Annotated in this window: 18 protein-coding genes and 2 pseudogenes; 11 read left to right on the top strand and 9 right to left on the bottom strand. The window is 68.6% G+C overall.

Annotated elements, in window-relative coordinates; all coding sequences use genetic code 11:
• Window positions 1-133 precede the first annotated feature (133 nt).
• Window positions 134-1486: a DUF3999 domain-containing protein gene (locus HWX14_RS35290; protein ID WP_175886659.1), complete on the bottom strand. Its 1353-nt coding sequence runs from the start codon at window positions 1484-1486 to the stop codon at window positions 134-136.
• Window positions 1483-4857 carry a DUF2339 domain-containing protein gene (locus HWX14_RS35285; RefSeq protein ID WP_175886658.1) on the bottom strand — a complete coding sequence of 1125 codons (3375 nt, stop codon included), beginning with the start codon at window positions 4855-4857 and terminating at the stop codon, window positions 1483-1485. Before HWX14_RS35285 ends, HWX14_RS35290 begins: the two co-directional genes overlap by 4 nt.
• A gap of 485 nt (window positions 4858-5342) precedes the next feature.
• On the opposite strand from HWX14_RS35285, the pseudogene HWX14_RS35280 reads away from it, so the two are divergent.
• From HWX14_RS35280 to HWX14_RS35260, 6 genes and pseudogenes are all read left to right on the top strand, one after another.
• Window positions 5343-6634: pseudogene (locus HWX14_RS35280) on the top strand (glycine betaine/L-proline ABC transporter ATP-binding protein); the annotation flags it as partial.
• Window positions 6627-7523, top strand: coding sequence for a choline ABC transporter permease subunit (gene choW / locus HWX14_RS35275; protein ID WP_006480571.1), 897 nt, complete (start codon window positions 6627-6629; stop codon window positions 7521-7523). The pseudogene HWX14_RS35280 and the gene choW, both read left to right, overlap by 8 nt.
• Window positions 7524-7630: 107 nt before the next feature.
• Window positions 7631-8629, top strand: coding sequence for a GlxA family transcriptional regulator (locus tag HWX14_RS35270; protein ID WP_174385425.1), 999 nt, complete (start codon window positions 7631-7633; stop codon window positions 8627-8629).
• Between the two features lie 104 nt (window positions 8630-8733).
• Complete coding sequence (locus tag HWX14_RS35265) at window positions 8734-9681, top strand: choline ABC transporter substrate-binding protein (protein ID WP_027808673.1); 948 nt, start codon at window positions 8734-8736, stop codon at window positions 9679-9681.
• A gap of 176 nt (window positions 9682-9857) precedes the next feature.
• Window positions 9858-9986, top strand: a complete 129-nt coding sequence (locus tag HWX14_RS36830) for a hypothetical protein (protein ID WP_279611860.1) — start codon at window positions 9858-9860, stop codon at window positions 9984-9986.
• Window positions 9983-10609, top strand: coding sequence for a trimeric intracellular cation channel family protein (locus HWX14_RS35260; protein ID WP_175886657.1), 627 nt, complete (start codon window positions 9983-9985; stop codon window positions 10607-10609). Before HWX14_RS36830 ends, HWX14_RS35260 begins: the two co-directional genes overlap by 4 nt.
• A 9-nt stretch (window positions 10610-10618) precedes the next feature.
• Here HWX14_RS35260 and HWX14_RS35255 read toward each other — a convergent pair whose 3' ends face one another.
• Entirely contained in the window at window positions 10619-11044 is a 426-nt protein-coding gene (locus HWX14_RS35255) for a PACE efflux transporter (protein WP_175886656.1), read from the bottom strand.
• 147 nt (window positions 11045-11191) lie between these two features.
• Between HWX14_RS35255 and HWX14_RS35250 the strand changes: the two genes are divergently transcribed.
• Window positions 11192-12115: a LysR substrate-binding domain-containing protein gene (locus tag HWX14_RS35250; protein WP_175886655.1), complete on the top strand. Its 924-nt coding sequence runs from the start codon at window positions 11192-11194 to the stop codon at window positions 12113-12115.
• A gap of 81 nt (window positions 12116-12196) precedes the next feature.
• Here the strand turns inward: HWX14_RS35250 and HWX14_RS35245 are convergent, their stop codons facing one another.
• The 3 genes from HWX14_RS35245 to HWX14_RS35235 all read right to left on the bottom strand — a co-directional run bounded on the left by HWX14_RS35245 (window position 12197) and on the right by HWX14_RS35235 (window position 14490).
• Window positions 12197-13345, bottom strand: coding sequence for an exo-alpha-sialidase (locus HWX14_RS35245; protein WP_175886654.1), 1149 nt, complete (start codon window positions 13343-13345; stop codon window positions 12197-12199).
• Window positions 13346-13421: 76 nt separating this feature from the next.
• On the bottom strand, window positions 13422-13691 hold the full coding sequence (locus HWX14_RS35240) for a MoaD/ThiS family protein (protein WP_089500577.1): 270 nt from the start codon (window positions 13689-13691) through the stop codon (window positions 13422-13424).
• A 109-nt stretch (window positions 13692-13800) separates the two neighbouring features.
• A complete protein-coding gene (locus HWX14_RS35235) occupies window positions 13801-14490 on the bottom strand; it encodes an aspartyl/asparaginyl beta-hydroxylase domain-containing protein (protein ID WP_175886653.1) in 690 nt (229 codons plus the stop codon).
• A gap of 207 nt (window positions 14491-14697) precedes the next feature.
• Between HWX14_RS35235 and HWX14_RS35230 the strand changes: the two genes are divergently transcribed.
• Both HWX14_RS35230 and HWX14_RS35225 read left to right on the top strand, forming a co-directional pair.
• Window positions 14698-15042 (top strand): DUF4148 domain-containing protein, encoded by a 345-nt coding sequence (locus HWX14_RS35230; protein WP_175886652.1) that lies wholly within the window; start codon window positions 14698-14700, stop codon window positions 15040-15042.
• A gap of 72 nt (window positions 15043-15114) precedes the next feature.
• The gene (locus tag HWX14_RS35225) at window positions 15115-15390 is read left to right on the top strand and encodes a DUF4148 domain-containing protein (protein ID WP_175886651.1); all 276 of its coding nucleotides are present in this window, start codon (window positions 15115-15117) and stop codon (window positions 15388-15390) included.
• A gap of 176 nt (window positions 15391-15566) precedes the next feature.
• Here the strand turns inward: HWX14_RS35225 and HWX14_RS35220 are convergent.
• Window positions 15567-15722, bottom strand: a pseudogene (locus tag HWX14_RS35220) (cytochrome b/b6 domain-containing protein); the annotation flags it as partial.
• A gap of 143 nt (window positions 15723-15865) precedes the next feature.
• Here HWX14_RS35220 and hpnI point away from each other — a divergent pair.
• Both hpnI and HWX14_RS35210 read left to right on the top strand, forming a co-directional pair.
• Window positions 15866-17035, top strand: coding sequence for a bacteriohopanetetrol glucosamine biosynthesis glycosyltransferase HpnI (hpnI, locus tag HWX14_RS35215; protein WP_175886650.1), 1170 nt, complete (start codon window positions 15866-15868; stop codon window positions 17033-17035).
• The gene (locus tag HWX14_RS35210) at window positions 17032-18120 is read left to right on the top strand and encodes a lysylphosphatidylglycerol synthase domain-containing protein (RefSeq protein WP_175886649.1); all 1089 of its coding nucleotides are present in this window, start codon (window positions 17032-17034) and stop codon (window positions 18118-18120) included. The genes hpnI and HWX14_RS35210 overlap by 4 nt, the downstream gene beginning before the upstream one ends.
• Window positions 18121-18199: 79 nt before the next feature.
• On the opposite strand, the gene denD is transcribed toward HWX14_RS35210, so the two are convergent.
• Window positions 18200-19171 carry a D-erythronate dehydrogenase gene (gene denD / locus HWX14_RS35205; RefSeq protein ID WP_175886648.1) on the bottom strand — a complete coding sequence of 324 codons (972 nt, stop codon included), beginning with the start codon at window positions 19169-19171 and terminating at the stop codon, window positions 18200-18202.
• Window positions 19172-19200: 29 nt separating this feature from the next.
• Window positions 19201-19977 (bottom strand): 2-oxo-tetronate isomerase, encoded by a 777-nt coding sequence (otnI, locus tag HWX14_RS35200; protein WP_175886647.1) that lies wholly within the window; start codon window positions 19975-19977, stop codon window positions 19201-19203.
• Window positions 19978-19991 lie beyond the last annotated feature (14 nt).

Here is a 19991-nt window from a genome sequence, read left to right as displayed (position 1 = left end):
GTCTTTACGCAAAGGCAGAAGGCGAGCCACTCGATGAATCGGCGCGATGATCGCGCGTGGCGATGACCCAAAGAACGAACCTGTTCGACGAACGCGAACGGGGCGTCAAGCGGCATGCAAACACGTGTCGACGTCACTCGTCGCGGCCGCGCGTGTCGCCGCCGCCTTTCGCGAGGCGCCATGCGATCGTGCCGAGCACGCCGACCGCAACGATCAGCGCGCCCCACAGCACGTAGCGACGCCCGGCATCCGCATCGGCGGCTGCGGCCGGCGCGACCGCCGATACGGGCAGCGCCGCGCCGACGCGGGCGGGCCGCACTTCGGGCACCATGCCGACCAGCAGCGCGTCGCGGCTCACGGCCGACGACACGAGCGACGCGTCGCCGACGCCTAGCGTAAACGGCGGCGTGCCGCGCGCGACGAAGGTCAGCGCGGCCGGATGCCAGCCGATCGCGACCGCCGGCTGGCCGCCGCCGAGCCCGCCGTTACGCATGTCGACGACGATGCGCCACGCGCGATCCGTATTCGCCGCGAACTCGAGCGGCGGATTGCGCTGCTCGCCGCCCTTGCCCTGCAACCGGAACAGCACGGCGGCCGCGACGTCGCGCCACGGCGCCTGCGCATCGGCACGGCTTTGCAGCGTCGCGCGCGCGACGGTGTTCGGCTGCGGCAGGTCGATGCGCACGCGGTCGACCGGATACGCGCCGTCGGTGTCGAACAGATACTCGCCCGGCGCACCGCCGGCGCGGGTCCGCACGGCGTCGCGCCACTGGCGCGGCACGGATGCCGTGTCGGTGCCGCGTGCATCGCGCGGATGCGTCTCGACGTCGACCGACGCGATCGCCGGTGCGCCGTCGAGCCAGTCCAGCCGCAGGTAGCGCGGCGCCGCGCCATCGAGTGCGATGCGCTCCTGCACCAGCATGTCGTTGCCGCGGCCGACCTTCAGTAGCTGCGTGCTGCCGAGCGGCCGCCAGCTGCGCAGGTCGTCGCTGGCCTCGACGGACACACGCCCCTGGTAGCTGTCGTCGTCCACGTGCACGAGCAGCGCGTCGATGCTGCCGTCGGTATGCGACAGGTCGACGAGATCCGCGCCGCGCCCGACGCGCGAAGGCGTCGCGACGGCCGCGCGCAGCGCGCCGTCCGGGCCGACCGTCACGCCGAGCGGCGCGTTGCCGTTCTCGGCGCGCGCGGGCGGCAGCGGGAACCAGTGCACCGGCATACGCGACGGCGGCACGGCGGCCGCCGCGGGCGCGTCGAGCGAATACGGCACCGGCTCGCCCGCGCCGTTGAAGATGCGCACGTCGCCAAGATCGTCGCGCCGGCTCGCCGCATACACGGGCTGCGGCACGGTGAGTTGGTAATACGCGGCGCTGCCGTCGAGGTCGAGTGCGAAGCGCTGCGTGACGCGTCCGGCGTTCGGTGCGCCGTCGGCCGCCGCGACCGACGCGAGGAGGCTGAGCCCGAGCAGGGCGGCGCGTCGTTTCATGGCTGGCCGTCCTGTTGCGCGGCGGCCTTCGGCGGCAGCGGCGAGAAATAGCCGATCAACAGCAGCAGCACGCCGATGCCGATGAACGACACGATGCGCTCGATGCCGGTGACGTGCGACAGGTCGAACAGGAACAGCTTGACGACCGTGAGCGCGAGCAGCGCGGCGCCGACGAACCACAGCGGTCGCAGCCCGCGGCGCGTCGCCCAGATCGTGATCGCGAGCGCGCAGACCGTCCAGTACACGGACACCGACGCCTGCACGAGCGTCGATTCGGCCATCGCGCCGAATTCGTACGGCACGCCGGCCCAGTGATGCAGCGTGCGCAGCAGGATCGCGTTCAGCCACAGGAACCCGGTCGCGCCGGCCGCACTCAGCAGCTCCACGCGATACGCATCGAACGACCAGCCGAGCTTGCGCGCGCGCACGAACCACGACGCGGCGAGCGCATAGACGACCGCGAGCACGAGATCGAGCGGATTGAACAGCGGCACGCGCGCCCAGCTTCCGCCGTCCTGCGTGAAGTTCGCGTAGAACGTCCACGCCCACATCACGACGATCAGCGGCAGCGACGCGAATGCGCAGAGGCGGGCGATGCCGTCGCGGCGCGTCAGCCACATCCCGGCGAACGCGAACAGGCTCCAGCCGACCATGAACACCTGCTGGATGCCGAACGACGACAGCACGGTGTGGATGTCGTAGCCGAAGTGGAAGCGGTGATGCAGCGTGCGCAGCATCAGCGCGTTGAACCACAGGAACACGGTCGCGATCGCCAGATAGTCGACGACGCGCGGATGCCACGCGATGCCGAGCGTTTTCAGGCGACGCAGCCACGTGATGAAGGCGACGAAGACGAGACCTTGCGCGATGTCGAGCGGATTGAGCAGCGGCAGCCAGAAGAGCGGCGCTGCGTCGCCGTCGCTGACCGTGCTGGCGACGCTCCACAGCCACAGCAGCGCGGCGAGCGGCGCGGCCCCCCACACCTGGTAGGCGCGCGGAAACGCCGCGACGGGCCAGCGCAGGCGGGAGCCCGGGCCCGACACGAGCAGGAGCAGCGCGCCGAAGCCGTACGCCCATGCGCTCCAGCTCCATGCGCCTTCCGGGACGAACGCGCGCAGGCGCCAGAAACCTTCGAGCGACAGCAGCCCGCACACGGTCCAGAACGTCAGCGTATGCAGCGGCGCGAGGATGCGCGCTGCGACGGCGGGCGCCGCGCCGTTCGCATCGGTGGCGCCGTTCGTGCCGCGCGACTGGCGCCACAGCAGCGCAAACCCCGCACCGACGGCCACGGGCCACGCGAACGCGCCCATGCCCGACAGCGGCGCTTCATGCGCATCGAACGCGCGCAGCGCGAGCAGCGCCAGCACCGGCGTGAGCGCGAGCGCGGGCCATTCGGCGAGCGGCCACGCGAGACGGCGGCGCGCGACGTGCGCGAGCCATGCGGTACCGGCCGCGAACAGCGCGGTCGTATCGACGACGAAACGGTCGGCATGCAGGTCGACGTGACGGCTCGCATACAGCAGGATCTCGTGCAGCCCGCCGCTGACCCACCACAGCAGCCCCCACGCGGCGGCCGCGACGCCGATCTCCGGCATCCATGCGTGCCACGCGCGGGCTTCGCCGCGCCCGTGCAGCCACCAGCCGGTGAACAGGCCGGCGAGCGCGATCAGCAGCATCGCGATGTATGGGCTGTTGAGCACCGGCAGCGCGGTCGTGTCGGCCGGCCCGAGCAGGCTCGTGAAGAACGCGCCGGCCGCGGCGACCTGCATCAGCAGCCCGAAGCCGAACGCGAGCAGGCGCTTCTGGCGCACGCCGAGCCATACGACGGCCGCGCCTTCGATGGCCCACGCGGCGCTGGTCGTCGGCCCCGAGAACGCGAGCGGCACCGCGAGCGTCGCGAAGATGACTGCGAGCGCGAGCATCGATTCGAACAGCAGCCCGAGGCGGTCGCGGCGCCGCGCGAGCCAGGCGGCGACCGCGACGTAGAACGCCGACAGCGCGACCGCGCTCCATGCGAGCCCGAACGGCATGCCTTTCACGAGCGACGCCTGCAGCGCGGTCGCGACGATCGGCGTGCCGAACACGAGCGTGCCGTCCACGTAGTGCCGCAGCGCGAGTTCGCGTTTCACCGCATACAGCAGCGCGATGCCGACATACATCAGGAAGAACAGGATCAGGAACGGCTCGGTGCTCGCGAACAGCGCGGGGCGATAGGCCGTTACGCCCCACGCGGCGCCGATCGTGAACGTGAACACGAAGCCGAGCAGGTTCAGCGGGCGCCAGGCCTTGAACCACGCGATCGCGAAGATGCCCGCGTTCAGCAGTGCGTAGTAGCTGAACAGCGCGACATGGTTGCCCTGGCCGGTCGACAGCAGGATCGGTGCGAGGAAGCCGCCCGCGCTGCCCATGAACGCGAGCGGCAGCGCGTTCTGCCGCACCGCGAGGAACGCGCTCAGCGCGCAGACCGCGACCATCAGCGGGAACGCGGCGCCGACGGGCAGCAGCGCATACAGCTTGGTCGCGGCGAAGATCGTCAGGTACAGGATGCCGACGCCGCCGCCTTGCAGCACGAGCCCGTACGCGGCGCGGCGCGCCCGCACGCGCCAGCCGATCGCGAGCAGCGCGGCCGCGGCGAGCGCCGTGCCCGCGAGGCGGAATTCGATCGGCAGCATGTCGTTGTCGGCCGCGTACTTGAGCAGGAACGCGACGCCGAAGAACAGCACGATGATCCCGACACGCACGACCGTGTTGCCGCCGAGCAGCCAGTCGCGGGCGGCGCCGAACGCGCGTTCGGCGAGGCCGGGCTCGCGCGGGGCGGGCGGTCCGGGCGGGGCAGTGCGGATCGGGGCGGCGGGTGCGGCGGCGTTAGCGTCGGTAGACGCAGCGGTGGTGCTCGCTGCGCTTGCCGGTGCGGGTGCCGCGGCAGGTGCCGGCGTCGAAGTGGATGCCGGTGTGTCGGCCCGCGCGGCGACAGGTTGTTGCGTGGGCGTGGCCGGGACGTGCGCCGGCAGCGGCGCGGCGGAGGCGTCGGCCGAAGCCGTTGGCGCGATGCCGCCGGCGGTCGCCGCGCCGGCCTTCGCGCCCGCCAGTTGGGCGCGTAGTGCGTCGAGTTCGCGCGTGAGCGTGTCGACCGTTGCTTCGAGGCGCGCGACACGCTCGCCGAGCGGTAGCGGGGTAGGCGGCGGCGTCGCGGAGATCGCGAACGCATCGGGCGCGGCGCGTGGGTTCTGCCGCTTGCGTTGCCGCAGCGTGTGCCCGACCCAGAACCCGGCGGCGGCCCCGAGCAGCGAGCCGCTTGCAGCCGAGAAATCCCCGATCAGGGCAGCGATGCCGCCCACGATGAATCCGATTACGGCGAATGCCCAGTTCAACGCCCTGCTCCCTCTCACTGTCGTTATCGTCCTTCGATCGCGGATCGCACCGGATCGAGGCGGTTTCAGCACGGCCGGCAGGCGAACCGGCATGTGCGCGCCGTGCGGCTGGGCCCTCGCGCGAAAGGCCCGCGGCAACGTCGCGATCGGCGTGTTTGCGGGGAATGTATCACAGCGTGCGTTCACCGATTTCCGGGTTTGACGCGGTATCGTGGCGTGCGCCGCCCGGTGTCGCCGAACGGTTTTTTTGCACGGTCATGCTTTTTACTGGCGAATGCGCGGGGCGCTTTCGTCTGACGGGATCGACGCCGGAACGGACGTGAATTTGTCGCAAAGCGACGCGTGCCCGATGCCGCCTGACGCAAAACCTCAAGTGCCGCGCGCCGCGCTGCTGCGCACAAGTCCGGCGGGCGATGCCCGTCGTTGCTGGCCGGGCGCGTATTGCGCCGCCGCAATCGGCGGCGCGGCCCGCCCGGCGGGGCTGGCGGCCGTGTCGTATTTGCGCAAGCGTTTGTCGTAATTCGTCGGCAGGCCGGGGTTTTTTCTGGCAACTATGTAGGCACGCTATGACAAGCGCGAGTCCCCGCTACACGAGGAGAAGGTTTCGATGGATGCCCCCAAGGTTGTGGTCGAAGGTCTGTGCAAGGTATTTGGAAGTAACCCGCAGCAGGCGCTCGACATGCTCGCCGCCGGCGCGACGAAGGACGATGTGCTCAAGCGCACCGGCCAGGTCGTCGGCGTGCACAACGTCTCCTTCGATGTGCAGGAAGGCGAAATTTTCGTGCTGATGGGCCTGTCCGGTTCCGGCAAGTCCACGCTGATCCGCCTCGTGAACCGGCTGGTCGATCCGAGCGCCGGCAAGGTGCTGATCGACGGGCTCGACGTCGCGTCGGCGCGCCGCTCGGCGCTGACCGCGCTGCGCCGCAAGGACATGAGCATGGTGTTCCAGTCGTTCGCGCTGATGCCGCATCGCACCGTCGTGTCGAATGCCGCGTTCGGGCTCGAAGTCGGGGGCATGGGCAAGAAGGAGCGCGAACGCCGCGCGATGGAAGTGCTCGAGCAGGTCGGCCTCGCACCGTTTTCGCACAAGCTGCCGTCCGAGCTGTCGGGCGGCATGCAGCAGCGCGTCGGCCTCGCCCGCGCGCTGGCCGTGAACCCGTCGCTGATGATCATGGACGAGGCGTTCTCCGCGCTCGATCCGCTCAAGCGCCGCGAAATGCAGGACGTGCTGCTGCAACTGCAGAAGGAGCAGCGCCGCACGATCATGTTCGTGTCGCACGATCTGGAAGAGGCGCTGCGCATCGGCAACCGCATCGCGATCATGGAAGGCGGCCGCCTCGTGCAGGTCGGCACGCCGCAGGACATCATCGCGAACCCGGCCGACGATTACGTGCGCGCGTTCTTCGACGGCATCGACACCAGCCGCTACCTCACCGCCGGCGACCTGATGCAGACGGGCGCCGTGCCGCTCGTGTCGAAGTGCGATGCCGCGAACGTCGCGGCTTCGCTGAACGGCAGCGCCGAATACGCGTTCGTGCTCGATGCCGCGCGCAAGATTCGCGGCTTCGTCACGCGCGAGGCGCTCGGTCAGGACACGCCGTCCGTGCGGCCGATCGAAAGCATCCGGCGCGATGCGTCGCTCGAACATGTCGTCGCGCGCGTGGTCGCGAGCCCGAATGCACTGCCCGTCGTCGACGACGACGGCTGCTACTGCGGCTCGGTCGATCGTGCGCTCATCCTGAAGGCCATCACGCGTTCGCGAGGCTCCCATGTCTGAAATGATTCCGCTCGGCACCTGGGTCGACCAGTCCGTTCACTACCTGCTCGACCACGACGCGAAGACGTTCGACGCGATCGGTCAAGCGATCGAGGGGCTCGCGGCATTCGTCGAGCATGGCCTGCAGGCGATCCCGATGTGGCTGATGATGGCGATCTTCATCGGCGTCGGGCTGTGGCGGGTGGGCTGGCGCTTCGCGCTGTTCACCACGCTGTCGCTGCTGCTGATCTTCGCGACCGGCTTCTGGGATCAGACGGTCATCACGCTGGGCCTCACGCTGTCGTCGACGATCATCAGCCTCGTGCTCGGCATCCCGCTCGGCATCTGGGCCGCGAAGAGCAAGTGGGTCGCCGCGATCGTGCGCCCGATCCTCGACCTGATGCAGACGATGCCCGCCTTCGTCTACCTGATTCCGGCCGCGATGCTGTTCGGCCTCGGCCGCGTGCCGGGGATCCTGTCGACGGTGATCTTCGCGATGCCGCCGGCCGTGCGCCTCACGAGCCTCGGCATCCGTCACGTGAACCGTGAGATCGTCGAAGCCGGCCAGGCGTTCGGCTGCACGCCGTGGCAGCTGCTGTACAAGGTGCAGTTCCCGAACGCGCTGCCGTCGATCATGCAGGGCGTGAACCAGACGATCATGATGGCGCTGTCGATGGTGATCATCGCGTCGATGGTCGGCGCGGGCGGCCTCGGCAACGACGTGCTCGCGAGTATCCAGCGCCTCGACATCGGCCTCGGTTTCGAGAGCGGCCTGTCGGTCGTGTTGCTTGCGATCATTCTCGACCGCATCACCGAGAGCTTCGGCCGCGCGCCGGGCACCGTGAAGGCGCCGCTGTTCTCGGGCCTCAAGCAGCTCTTTCGCGTGAAGGCCGCGCCCGCGCAGGCCTGATCTCCGGCGGCCGGCAACGCGCTGGCCGCTCACCCTGAATGGATAACGGCTCCCGCGGCTTCGGCCGCGGGGCTGGCCCTCCACAACCTCCTCGCCAGGAGACCGATGTGACGTCCGCCGTCGCTGTCGCGCCCGCCGCCTGCGTTTCACCGGTTTCGTCCCTCGCCCATTTCGGCTTCCTGACGCTGCCGAACTTCTCGATGATCGCGTTCTCGAGCGCGGTCGAAGTGCTTCGGATGGCGAACTACGTCGGCCGGGCGGATCACTACAAGTGGTCGATCTACTCGCTCGACGGTGCGCCCGCGCATGCCAGCAACGGCATCGCGGTGCGGCCCACGCAGGCGCTCGACTACGAGAACCTGCCCGACGTGATGATCGTCTGCGGCGGCATCCGCATCCGCGACGTGGTCGACGAGGGCGCGCGCGATACGCTTGCGGCGCTCGCCGAACGCGGGCTGCCGCTCGGCGGCATCTGCACGGGCGCGTACGCGCTGATGTCGAGCGGGCTGCTCGACGGCTATCGCTGCACCGTGCACTGGGAGAACTTGTCCGCGCTGCATTCCGAATTTCCGCAGGTGGGCTTCGCCGACGAATTGTTCGTCGTCGATCGCGACCGGCTGACCTGCACCGGCGGCACCGCGCCGCTCGACCTGATGCTGAATCTCGTCGGCATGCGGTTCGGCCAGCAGCTCGCCGCGCAGGTCTCCGAGCAGTTCATCCTGGAGCGCATTCGCAGTTCGACCGATACGCAGCCGATCCCGGTCGATGCGCGCGTCGGCTTCTCGCGCGCGGAGCTGATCGAGGTCGTGCGGCTGATGGAGGCGAACATCGAGGAGCCGCTGTCGCTCGAGGAGCTCGCGCGGCTCGTGCGGTTGTCGCAGCGGCATCTGCAACGCATGTTCAAGGTGTACCTGAACGTATCGCCGACCCACTATTACCTGACGCTGCGCCTGAAACGCGCACGCGACCTGCTGCGCACGACCGATGCATCGATCGCGCGCGTGACGACGGTCTGCGGCTTTCATTCGCCGTGTCATTTCAGCAAGGCATACCGCGCGCAGTTCGGTCATGCGCCGAGCTACGAGCGCCGGCTGCCGGGGCGCTGAGCCGCGGCAATCATTCGCTCCGCGACGTCGCCGGGATCGCGGCGCGCGGCTTCAATAAACGATCCCGCATTCAAGCAAACGACATCACTTTGAGGAGAAGCAAGATGAAGCGCCTATTGATCGCAGCGGTGTGCGGGATCGGAGTGACCGCGCCGATGTCGGCCGTCTATGCAGCCGATCCGCCCGTATGCAAGAACGTGCGCTTCGCCGATGTCGGCTGGTCCGACATCGCGGCGACCACGGGCCTCGCGTCGACGATGCTGCAGGGGCTCGGCTACAACCCGACGAAGACGATCGCGTCGGTGCCGATCACGTTCGCGGGGATCAAGAGCAAGCAGATCGACGTGTTCCTCGGCTACTGGTCGCCGACGATGGACCCGATCATCCAGCCGTTCACGAAGGCCGGCACGATCAAGGTGCTCGCGACGCCGAACCTGACCGGCGCGAAATACACGCTCGCGGTGCCCGACTACGTGTACCAGGGCGGCCTGAAGTCGTTCGCGGACATCCAGAAATACGCGGACAAGCTCAACGGCAAGATCTACGGGATCGAGCCGGGCAACGACGGCAATGCGCTGATCAAGAAGATGATCGACGGCAACCAGTTCGGTCTCGGCAAGTTCAAGCTGGTCGAGTCGAGCGAGGCCGGGATGCTGGTCGAGGTGAATCGCGCGGCCCGCGACAAGCAGTGGATCGTGTTCCTTGGGTGGGAACCGCATCCGATGAACGTGCAGATGAAGATCGACTACCTGACCGGCGGCGACGACGTGTTCGGCCCGAACTACGGCGAAGCGAAGGTGCTGACGGCGACGCCGCCCGACTACGCGCAGCGCTGCCCGAACGTCGCGAAGTTCGTGTCGAACCTGCAGTTCACGACGTCGATCGAGAACCACGTGATGGCGCCGATCATGAACAAGCAGGATCCGAACAAGGCCGCCGCCGACTGGCTGAAGGCGAACCCGCAAGCCCTCGACAAGTGGCTGGCCGGCGTGACGACGCTCGACGGCAAGCCGGGGCTGCCGGCTGTGAAGGCGTATCTCGGCGTGCATTGAGCACGACCTGTCGGGCTTGGCGGCTGCGGCCCGAAGCCTGACGTGAAGATTGAGCCGGCGTAAGCGGGGTGACCTGCTTGCGCCGGCTTTTTGCTGCGCGCTGCGTGCTTCGCGCTCGCGCCGACGGCCGGCGGGCGATGCGCTAGACTGCTCGATCCCCGATCGAGGAGACGGCAATGACCCGCAACCCGCTTGATGCATCCGGACGGCAACCCGCAGCCGGCATGCGGCCGAATAACGTGGCCGCTTCCGTCGACGCCGGCTGCAACCGGACGATCCGGTACTTCGGCCGTTCATTCGCATGAAGCGCATCGAGCAAGTCGTGCTCGCCGCCGATCTCGCGGGCACGGCGGTATTCGCGATCGAGGGCGCCAATGCGGCGATCGGCGCCGGACTCGACCTGTTCGGGGTGATGGTGCTGTCGCTCGTCGTCGCGCTCGGCGGCGGCGTGATTCGCGACCTGCTGATCGGCGCGCGGCCGCCGAGCGCGGTGAGCGACTGGCGTTATCCGGCGCTCGCGTTTGCCGCCGGGCTGTTCGCATTCGTGTTTCATGCGCGGGTCGCGTCGTTTTCGCCGTCGCTGCTTACGACGCTCGATGCGGCCGGCCTCGCGCTGTTCGCGGTCGCGGGTGCGGTGAAGGCGCTCGAATTCCGTGTCCACCCGTTCATTGCAACGCTGATGGGCGCCGTGACCGGCTGCGGGGGCGGCGTGGTGCGCGATGTGCTGCTCGCGCGGATACCGGTCGTGCTGGTCACGGACATCTATGCGAGCGCGGCGCTGCTCGGCGCGGTCGTCGTCGTGGTGTGCCGGCGACTCGGTTGCCCGCCCGTCGTCGCGGCCGTGCTCGGCGGCGTCGCGTGCTTTGCGCTGCGGATGGCGGCGGTGCGGTTCGACTGGCAGTTGCCGAAAATTGCCACGGGGGCGTAGGCGCCCGGCTCACGACTGCTTCGTCGCCGCCGGCACGTCGAACACGCGGTCGAACGCCCACTGGAACACGAACGCGTAGCAGAAGAAGAACGCGAACAACCCGATATCGACGACGAACGCGTCGAACCACGAGATGTCGAGCCACCGCGATACGACCGGCACGAGGATGAAGATCAGCCCGCCCTCGAATCCGGTCGCGTGCAGGATCCGCCGTCCGAGCGTGCGCGTCGGTTGCCGGCGCGACGCTTCCCAGCGCTCGAACAGCGCGTTGAAGATCATGTTCCACAGCATCGCGATCGCCGACATCGTCGCCGACAGCGCGCCCGAATAGACGAGATCCTGCTTGAAGATCGCCGCGATCGCGGGCGAGATGCAGGAAATGGCGATCGCTTCGTAGAGCACCGCCTGCGTGATCCTGCGCGGTAGGCCTTGCACGGGGTTCCTCCGGTTCGACGGCAATCGTCGCGGCGGCATGCCGCGACGTCCCGCAAGGCTATCCGCGTTGCGCACCCGCTTCAATTCACCTAATCTCACCCCGATTGAATCGAATTCAACCCGGCCGCATCCGGCCCGCGAGGCCCCGTGTTCTCGAAAATTCCCCTGACTGCATTGCGTGTATTCGAATCGTCGGCGCGGCTCGGCACGTTCAAGGCCGCCGCCGATGAACTGTCCGTGACGCCGGCCGCCGTGTCGCACCAGATCAAGTCGCTCGAAAGCCGCGTCGGCGTGCTGCTGTTCGAGCGCGGCGCGGGCGGCGTGCGGCTGACGGAAGAAGGCGAGCGGCTGTTTCGCGCGAGTCACGATGCGTTGCTGGCGTTGAGCCGCGGGCTCGACGCGGTGCGGCCGGACGCGGCCGGCGAGCGCTCGCTCGTGCTGACCACCACGCCGGCGTTTGCGGCGATGTGGCTGATTCCGCGTCTCGGCGCGTTTCGTCGCGTCGATCCGCATCTGCACATCAAGGTCGAAACGGGAAACGCGCTCGTCGATCTCGAACGGGATGCACGGATCGATCTCGCGATTCGCGCGACGTCGCGAAAGTTTCCCGCGCTGCACGAGATTGCGTTGATCGACGAGTATTTCGGTGCGTATGCGGCCGTCGGGTTCAATGCGCATCGCACCGACGAGCCGCTCGACCTGATCGAGACCGTGTGGGATACGCCGCTGCCGGTGTCGATCGACTGGGCGTCGTGGTGTCGTGCGGCGGGCCGGCAAGCGTGGCTCGAACGCGCGGTGTTTCGTCATTACGACGACGAGCATTACGCGTTGCAGGCCGTGCTGCACGGGCAGGGCATCGCGCTGCTCAGCTCGGTGCTGGCCGCCGAGCATGTCGAGCGCGGTGCGTTGATGCCGATCGAGCCCGCGGTGCGGCTCGACGGTGCGCGCTTCGTCGCGCTGTGCCGGCCGGGGCGGGAGCGCGAGCCGCAAGTCAGGCGGTTTCTCGACTGGCTCGACGCGGAAATCGCGCAGACGCGAGCGGCGGTCGGGCGGATAGCGCCGGCTGCGTGAAGCGTCGGTCGGTTAGGTCAGCGCGCGAATTCCGTTCGGCAATGTGCGGATGGTTGCATTTCGTTCGGCGCCCGCGCGTGATTATCCGAAGCGCACGCAATACACCGGCGGCAAATGCGCCGATACCTGTCGCCAGTGGTCGCCACCATCGGCGGATGTCCATAACCCGCCCGTCGTCGACGCCATCGCGAGGCGCGTGCCGGAATCGTCCACCGCGAGCCCGTGCCGGTACACGAGGTCGTACGCGGGCGCGGCCGGCAACCCGTTCGACAGACTCTCGAAACTGCGGCCGCCGTCGCGCGTGCGCGTGACGACGAACCGGCCGTTCACCGGAATCCGGCACGCGTCCTTCACGGCCGGCACGAACCACGCGGTGTCCGGTTCGTGCGGATGCACGGCCACCGCGAAACCGAAACTCGACGGCTGCGCCTCGATCCGCCGCCAGCGTTCGCCGCCGTCGGTCGAGCGGAAGATCGCGCAGTGATGCTGCGTCCACAGTACGTCCGGGTTGGCCGCGCACTGCACGACGCGGTGCGGGTCTTGCGCGTTCGGTTCGCCGCGTCGCTCGGGCGGCATGTAGTCGGCTTCCATGCCTTCCGCGGTCACGCGCCACGTCGCGCCGCCGTCCGCGGTCTGCCACACGCCGCCGCACGAGATGCCGACGGTGACGTGCCGGCTGTCGCGCGGATCGACCATCACCGAATGGATGCCCGGCGCGTCGTATCCGCCGCCGCCCCATTCGAGGCGTTCGGGGCGGTCCCACAGCGGGCGGTTCAGTACCCACGAATCGCCGTGGTCGTCGGAGCGGAACAGGCCGCCGGGAATCGTGCCGGCCCACAGGACGCCGGGCTCGTCCGTGCCGCCGGCTTCGAGCGACCAGATTTGCTGAAGCGTCCACGGCGGCTGCGGCGACCCGGCAGGCTCGTCGTCGGTGTCGCCGCTGCCGGCGTGCGGGTCGGCACGGGCGGGCGACGCATCGGCGGGCTGCGGCGGATAAACCGGCGCGGCGCATTCTTCCCAGTCGGTGGCGCCTGCGCGCAGGCGATGCAGCTTCACGCCGAAATGACCGAGATTGAGCGCCGCATACAGCGTGCCGTCGCGCGGGTCGGCGAGCGCCATGCTGACGGGCTCGCCGATGAAATGCGGTTCGCCGAGCGTCCAGCCGGCGCTACCGTCGGATTGCAGGACGAACAGGCCCTTGCGGGTGGCGACGAGCAGTCGATCGTTCATTGTGCGATGTCTCCGGATGGTCCGCCTTGGCGCGACGGCGCTTGGTATGGGGGGATGCGCCTGTGCATCGGTCCCTTTATCCGCCGGTCAGCGCCTGCACGACATACACGCGGCTCGCGTCGCCGAGTGCATCGGACAGGCGCTGCCGGTCGCGGATCGGCTGGCCGTCGATGAACACCGACAGGTGCTTTCGCAGCGCGCCCTGGTCGTCGACGATGTAGCCGCGCAGCCGCGGCTGCTCGCTGAAAATGGTGTCGAATGCTTCGCCGACCGTATGCGCGTCGATGTCGCGCTCGGGCGTTTCGACATGCCGCTGGATCGACGCGGCGAAGAAGAGGTGCGCCATGGCGGTAGCTGGCAGGAGCCGCTCGAAGGGACGGCTTGTAGTTTAGGCGATTCGGCGAACACCGAAAGGCGGAATGGAGCCGCCGTGCGCGGCGTGGGTAGTGTCGTCGCTAAACCGGAATCGACCGCCCCCTGATCCGGATCCCGAGCCGCACGACCCCGATCACCGCATTCGACAGCCACGTGAGCCAGCGCGGCATCCCGCGCCGGCGGATATCGAGCAGCAGCACGATCCGCACGGCGTCGCTGTCGTTCCACACCTCGTGCGTGAACGTGTCGTCCCACAGCAGGAAGCGGCCCTCGTCGAGCCGGTATTCGTGGCCGTCGACCTTCAGCACGGCGGCCGGCGTGCCGTCCGCCCGTTTCGGCATCGACAGCACGAGATAACCGCGCAGGATGCCGCGAAACGGCCCGCGATGCGGCGGGATGTGCTTGCCCGGCGCGAGGAACGACAGCGACGCGGACAGCACGTCCGGCGACGCCGCGACGAGCGACGCGACGGTCGGGCAGCGCGACAGGTTGCGCGCGAACGGCTGGCCGTACGCCTGCATGATGAACATCCGCCAGTCGCGTGCATCGTTGGCCGAGATGTCGTACTGCTCGCGCATGATTTCGTGAAAGCGCGGGATGCGCGGCATGTCGCGTGCTACCTCCAGCGCCTCCGCGCGGATCGCGGGCCACGCGCGCACGAAACGCTCGGCGTCCGGGAATGCGGACGCGTCGAGCACCGCACCGCTGTCGATATGGCGGTCGTACAGCGTGCGCAGCAGGGCGGCGGCATGGTCGTAAGCGGCGGACATGGTCGATCGATGGCGGTCCGAATGAAGTGGGGGTCAGTCTGCCCGAAGCACGGCGGGCACTGCGTTACGTCAGGTTACGCCGGCTGACGAATGAATGACAGTTCGATGAAGGTCCGGCAGGTGCGCATGAAAGCCGGGAATAAACCCGGCCCCTCCGTCGTCATACGGGTGTAGCACATCGTCTCGTTGACTGATTAAGGAGTGGACATGAACACGCACTGGCTGGTGGCCGCCACGGTGGCGGCGATTTCTCTCGCAGGTGTCGCGACGCAAGCGTCGGCACAGGCGCTCACGCGCGAGCAGGTCCGGCAGGAACTGATCGACGCCGAAAACAACGGGCTGCGCTTCGTGACCGATACGTCGTATCCGGACGTGAGCCCGCTGTTCCAGCAGCAGGCCGAGCGGATGCCGCAGCGGCAGGCCAGCACGGCGGTCGGCAGCGATCCGGCCATGTCGTCCGAAGCGGGCAAGCCGGCGGCGCTGTCGCCTCGTCAAGGCGCCGTCGCATGCGTCGGCCCCGCGAGCTTCTGCACGATCTATTTCGGAAGCTGATACACGCGCCTGCATCGGCAGGTTACGCATACCCCCAGGGTTGATCGATACGTCACATTGAAGGAGTTCATGATGAAAACATATATCGCAGTACTGACGATGATCGGAGCGATCATCGGCCAGTCGGCATTCGCGCAATCGGCCGCGCCGCTGACGCGTGCGCAGGTTCGCGACGAACTGATGCGTCTCGAAGCGGCCGGGTACGACCCGGCGAAGGGCGACGACGGCGAGTATCCGGCCGACATCCAGGCCGCTGAAGCGAAGCTCGCCGAGCAGGATCGCGCACGGATGGCGGCGTCGGCCGCGCATGCGCCGGCTCCCGGCATGCCGGCGCAAACCAGCAACTAGGTGCTGACATGATCGTGTGTGAAGTGTGGCCGTCGTGTGCGCGCGACGGCAAACCGCATGCCCTTCGCGCCACGCGACGCGGCCGACGGGCGCCGGCTGCGATGCCGCTCATCGCACGCCGCTTCGCGCGGCATCGTGATCAGTTCGTCAGCCGGTTCCGGTGAGCGGCAGGTCGATCACCACGGCATCATGCGCTGCACGATCTGGTCGCGAAGCACGAAGCAGTGCAGCAGTGCGGCCGCCACGTGCACGCAGATACCGGCGAAGAGCACCCACGCGAGGATGCCGTGCACGTCGCCCATCGCGTGACCGAATCCGGAGCCGGCACGATTCTTTCGGCCTGCAAGCTTGCCGATGCGGCGCTCGAAGCTGCTGGCGCATGCGAAACGATGTGCGTGACCGGAATCGATCGTCGCACGATAGTTCTGTCATCTGATTGCGCGTACCGTCGCCCGGATCACTCCTGGGGAATAGCATGGTCTTGTTGCATGTGCTGCGCGCGCTGGCCGGCGCGATGTCGATCGTCTGCGGAGCGGGCGTGTTGCTGGGCATCGCGTACACGATCGCGGCCAGCGTGCTGGTCGGCCGGTTCTTTGCGCGTGCGGCGGCCGAGCCGCACACGTACCCGGGCGTCACCATCGCGAAGCCGCTGCACGGCGACGAATGGGATCTCGTACAGCATCTCGAAAGCTTCCTCGTGCAGAATTATCCGGGGCCGATCCAGCACCTGTTCGGCGTGCACGATGCCGGCGACGCGGCGCTCGCGGCCGTCGAGACGCTGCGCGCGCGCTACCCGGACGCGAACATCAAGGTCGTCGCCGATGCGCGGCTGTACGGGCCGAACCGCAAGATCGCCAATCTCGTGAACATGCTCGAACATGCGGAGCATTCGGTGCTTTGTTTCGCCGACAGCGACGTGCTGGTCGAGCGCGATTATCTGCGCGCCGTGGTCGGCGCGTTACAGCAGCCGGATGTCGGCATCGTGACGAGCGTGTATCGCGGCGTCGCGTCGCCGGGCTTCTGGCCCGGAGTCGCCGTCGCGATGACGAACTATCACTTCCTGCCGGGCGTGATCACCGGGCTCTTCATCGGGCGCGCGCGGCCGTGCTTCGGGCAGACGATCGCGATCACGCGCGCGACGCTCGAACGCATCGGCGGGCTCGCGCGTTTCGCGCATCACCTGGCGGAAGATCACGCACTGGGCGAAGCGGTGCGGCAAGCCGGCGCGCAGGTCGTCATTCCGCCGTTCGTCGTCGGGCATGCGTGTGTCGAGGAGCGATTCGCACGGCTGTACGCACACGAATTGCGCTGGAGCTGCACGATCCGCGCGGCGGATCGGCTCGGTCATGCAGGGTCGGTGCTGATGCATCCGGTACCGCTCGCGCTGCTGGCGCTGTTGTTCTCCGGCGGCGCGGCCGTCGCGTTCGGGCTCACCGTCGCGGCGCTCGCCGCGCGCGCACTGCTGATGCTGAAAACGAGCCGCGCGACCGGCGCCGGCCTGCGCGGCGCGCTTTGGTTGCCGTTGGTCGATCTCGTGCAATTCGGGGTCTTCGTGTCGAGTTTCTTCTCGTCGCATGTCGTGTGGCGCGGCACGCGTTTTCGTGTCGACCGGGAAGGGCTGCTGTCGACGGCGGGAGAATCATGACGACGAAGACGAACCCGGCCGCGACCGGTGCAAACCCATTCGCTTCGCGAGGCGATGCACGGCTTCGTCACGTGGGCCGCGCGGCCGCGCTCGGCGGGTTGGCGCTCGCGGTGTGGCTGATCTGGCGCGAGCATCCGCTCGACATCCTGCATCGCCTGCGGATCGCCGGCGCGGGGCTGCTGGTCGCCGCGCTCGCGCACATCCTGCCGATGCTCGCGAATGCATGGGACTGGCGCATGCTGATTCGCGGCCCGCGCCGGCCGTCGTTCATGGCGATGCTGAAACTCGTGTGGATCCGCGAATCGATCAACGGGTTGCTGCCGGTCGCGCGCATCGGCGGCGAGATCGTGTCGTTCGGCTTGCTGCGGCAGGCGGGCGTGCGGCCCGCGACCGCCGTGGCCAGCCTCGTCGCCGACATGCAGCTGACGCTGATCAGCCAGTTGATCTTCGCGCTGGCCGCGATCGGCTATGTGCTCGAACACGTGTCGTCCGATGCCGCGCGGGTGGCCGCGAACCTCGCGCTCGGCATGGCCGCGCTGGTGCCGGTGCTGCTGCTGTTCGCGCTGGTGCAGCATGCGCGGCCGTTCGAACGCGCGATGCGTGTGCTGAACCGCGTCACGAGCGGCAAGGTGGTCGCGCTGGTCGGCGAATCGGCGCGCACAGATCAGTCGATCCGGATGATCTGGAGAAGGACCGGCGTCGTCGTGCGCTATCTGGGGATCTGGCAGACGCTGCAGTTCGCGGGTTATGCGCTGGAAATCTGGCTGGCGCTGACCTTCCTCGGCGCCGATCCGACCTTCGTGCAGGCGCTGGCGATCGAGGCGCTGATCCAGCTCGTCAGCAGCATCGCGTTCCTGATGCCGGGCGGCCTGGGTGTGCAGGAGGGCGGCTTCGTGCTGATCGGCGGGCTGCTCGGGTTCGATCCGCCGACCTGTCTCGCGCTGGCCGGTGCGCGCCGCGTGCGCGACCTGCTGCTCTATCTGCCGGGCCTGCTGGCCTGGCAGCATGCGGCCGGCACGGCGCGCCCGGCGGCCGGTGGGGAGCGCGCATCGATGCCCGTCGGGGAGTCCGCCGGGCCGCGCTGATGCGGCCCGGCGTGGCCGGCATGCCGGGCGGGCAGCGGAGACGCCCACGCAGCCGTTTGCCCGTCGGGCGGCGTGGCCATCAACGCCGTTCGTCCGCGATATGACTGCGGATCACGTCCGCGAACGACGTATCGCCCTTCAGCCCGAGCGCTTCCGCGCGCGACGTATCCCAGCGGCCCGGCCAGCTGCCGACGATCTTCTCGACGCGTTCGTCGGGCGCATGACGGATCAGCTTCACGACCTCGTCGCCCGCGACTTCGCGCAGCGCCGCGATCATCTCGTCGACCGACACCGACAGGCCCGGCAGGTTGATCACGCGCTTGTTGCCGAGCTGCGCGCCGTCGATCTCGCAACCGGCGACGAGCGCGTCGATCGCGCCGCGCGGCGACAGCAGCCACAGCCGCGTCGAGCCGGGCACCGGGCACACGCTTTCCTCGCCGTTCAGCGGCTCGCGGATGATGCCGCTCGCGAACGACGACGCGGCCGCGTTCGGGCGGCCGGGCCGCACGCTGATGGTCGGCAGCCGCAGCACGCGGCCGTCGACGAAGCCGCGCCGCGCGTAGTCGCACAGCAGCAGCTCGGCGATCGCTTTCTCGGCGCCGTACGACGATTGCGGGTTGAGCGCGGTGTCGTCCTGCACGACGTCGGGCAGCGCGCCGCCGTACACCGCGACGGAGCTCGTGAACACGACGCGCGGCCGGTGGCCGCGTGCGCGGCACACTTCGAGCAGCGTGCGCGATGCGTCGAGGTTGATCCGCATGCCGAGATCGAAATCGGCTTCGGCCTGCCCGCTGACGATCGCCGCGAGGTGGAAGATCGCGCCCGTCTGCACGTCGATCGCGCTGTCGAGCACAGCGCGATCGGCGATGTCGCCGACGATCGACGTCACGCGCGCATCGCCGAAATCGCTGCCCTGGACGACGTCGAGCAGCACCAGTTCGTCGATCTTCTCGATACGGCCGTCAGGGCCGGTGAGTTCGCCGCGCTCGAGCAGCTTGCGCGCGAGACGCTGGCCGAGAAAGCCGGCGCCGCCGGTGATCAGTACTTTCATGTTCTTCATCCTCTGGGGAATACGGGGAATCACAGGTACGGCCTGAGCCAGCCGAGGCCTTCCGACGTGCCGGCCTTCGGCCGATACTCGCAGCCGATCCAGCCGTCGTAGCCGAGCGCGTCGATCAGCGCGAACAGGTACGGGTAGTTGAGTTCGCCGACATCCGGCTCGTGGCGTTCCGGCACGCCCGCGATCTGGATATGCCCGATGCCCGCGAAATCGCGCTTGAGCTTCATCGCGAGATCGCCTTCGACGATCTGGCAGTGGTAGCAGTCGAACTGCACCTTCAGGTTCGGCGCGCCGACTTCCGCGCAGATCGCCTGCGCGTCGTCCTGGCGGCTCAGGAAATAGCCGGGCATGTCGCGCTGGTTGATCGGCTCGATCAGGATCGTGACGCCGTGCGCGGCGGCGGCGTGCGCCGCATGGCGCAGGTTCGCCAGATACGTATCGCGATGGCGTGCGCGGTCGGCGCCCGGCGGCACCATGCCGGCCATCACGTGCAGCTTCCTGTTGCCGATCACGCGTGCATAGTCGAGCGCCTGGTCGATGCCGCGGCGGAACTCGTCCTCGCGGCCCGGCAGCGATGCGATGCCGCGTTCGCCCGCGGCCCAGTCGCCCGGCGGCGCGTTGAACAGCGCCTGTTCGAGGCCGTGCGCGTCGAGGCGCGCGCGGATGTCCTCGGCGGCGAAGTCGTACGGGAACAGGTACTCGACGGCCTTGAAGCCGTCGTGGGCGGCAGCGGCGAAGCGTTCGAGAAACGCATGCTCGGTGTACATCATCGAGAGGTTGGCGGCGAAGCGTGGCATGGCGGCGGGTCCTG

The sequence above is a fragment of the Burkholderia sp. BCC0044 genome, from assembly GCF_902832955.1.
Classification (GTDB): Bacteria; Pseudomonadota; Gammaproteobacteria; order Burkholderiales; family Burkholderiaceae; genus Burkholderia.
This window is presented reverse-complemented; position numbering and strand designations above follow the sequence as displayed.

Coding starts and splice junctions, on each gene's coding strand:
- HWX14_RS35290 (WP_175886659.1), bottom strand. CDS start 1,486: ATGAAACGACGCGCCGCCCTGCTCGGGCTCAGCCTCCTCGCGTCGGTC.
- choW (WP_006480571.1), top strand. CDS start 6,627: ATGTCTGAAATGATTCCGCTCGGCACCTGGGTCGACCAGTCCGTTCAC.
- HWX14_RS35265 (WP_027808673.1), top strand. CDS start 8,734: ATGAAGCGCCTATTGATCGCAGCGGTGTGCGGGATCGGAGTGACCGCG.
- HWX14_RS36830 (WP_279611860.1), top strand. CDS start 9,858: ATGACCCGCAACCCGCTTGATGCATCCGGACGGCAACCCGCAGCCGGC.
- HWX14_RS35260 (WP_175886657.1), top strand. CDS start 9,983: ATGAAGCGCATCGAGCAAGTCGTGCTCGCCGCCGATCTCGCGGGCACG.
- HWX14_RS35245 (WP_175886654.1), bottom strand. CDS start 13,345: ATGAACGATCGACTGCTCGTCGCCACCCGCAAGGGCCTGTTCGTCCTG.
- HWX14_RS35240 (WP_089500577.1), bottom strand. CDS start 13,691: ATGGCGCACCTCTTCTTCGCCGCGTCGATCCAGCGGCATGTCGAAACG.
- HWX14_RS35235 (WP_175886653.1), bottom strand. CDS start 14,490: ATGTCCGCCGCTTACGACCATGCCGCCGCCCTGCTGCGCACGCTGTAC.
- HWX14_RS35230 (WP_175886652.1), top strand. CDS start 14,698: ATGAACACGCACTGGCTGGTGGCCGCCACGGTGGCGGCGATTTCTCTC.
- HWX14_RS35225 (WP_175886651.1), top strand. CDS start 15,115: ATGAAAACATATATCGCAGTACTGACGATGATCGGAGCGATCATCGGC.
- hpnI (WP_175886650.1), top strand. CDS start 15,866: ATGGTCTTGTTGCATGTGCTGCGCGCGCTGGCCGGCGCGATGTCGATC.
- HWX14_RS35210 (WP_175886649.1), top strand. CDS start 17,032: ATGACGACGAAGACGAACCCGGCCGCGACCGGTGCAAACCCATTCGCT.
- denD (WP_175886648.1), bottom strand. CDS start 19,171: ATGAAAGTACTGATCACCGGCGGCGCCGGCTTTCTCGGCCAGCGTCTC.
- otnI (WP_175886647.1), bottom strand. CDS start 19,977: ATGCCACGCTTCGCCGCCAACCTCTCGATGATGTACACCGAGCATGCG.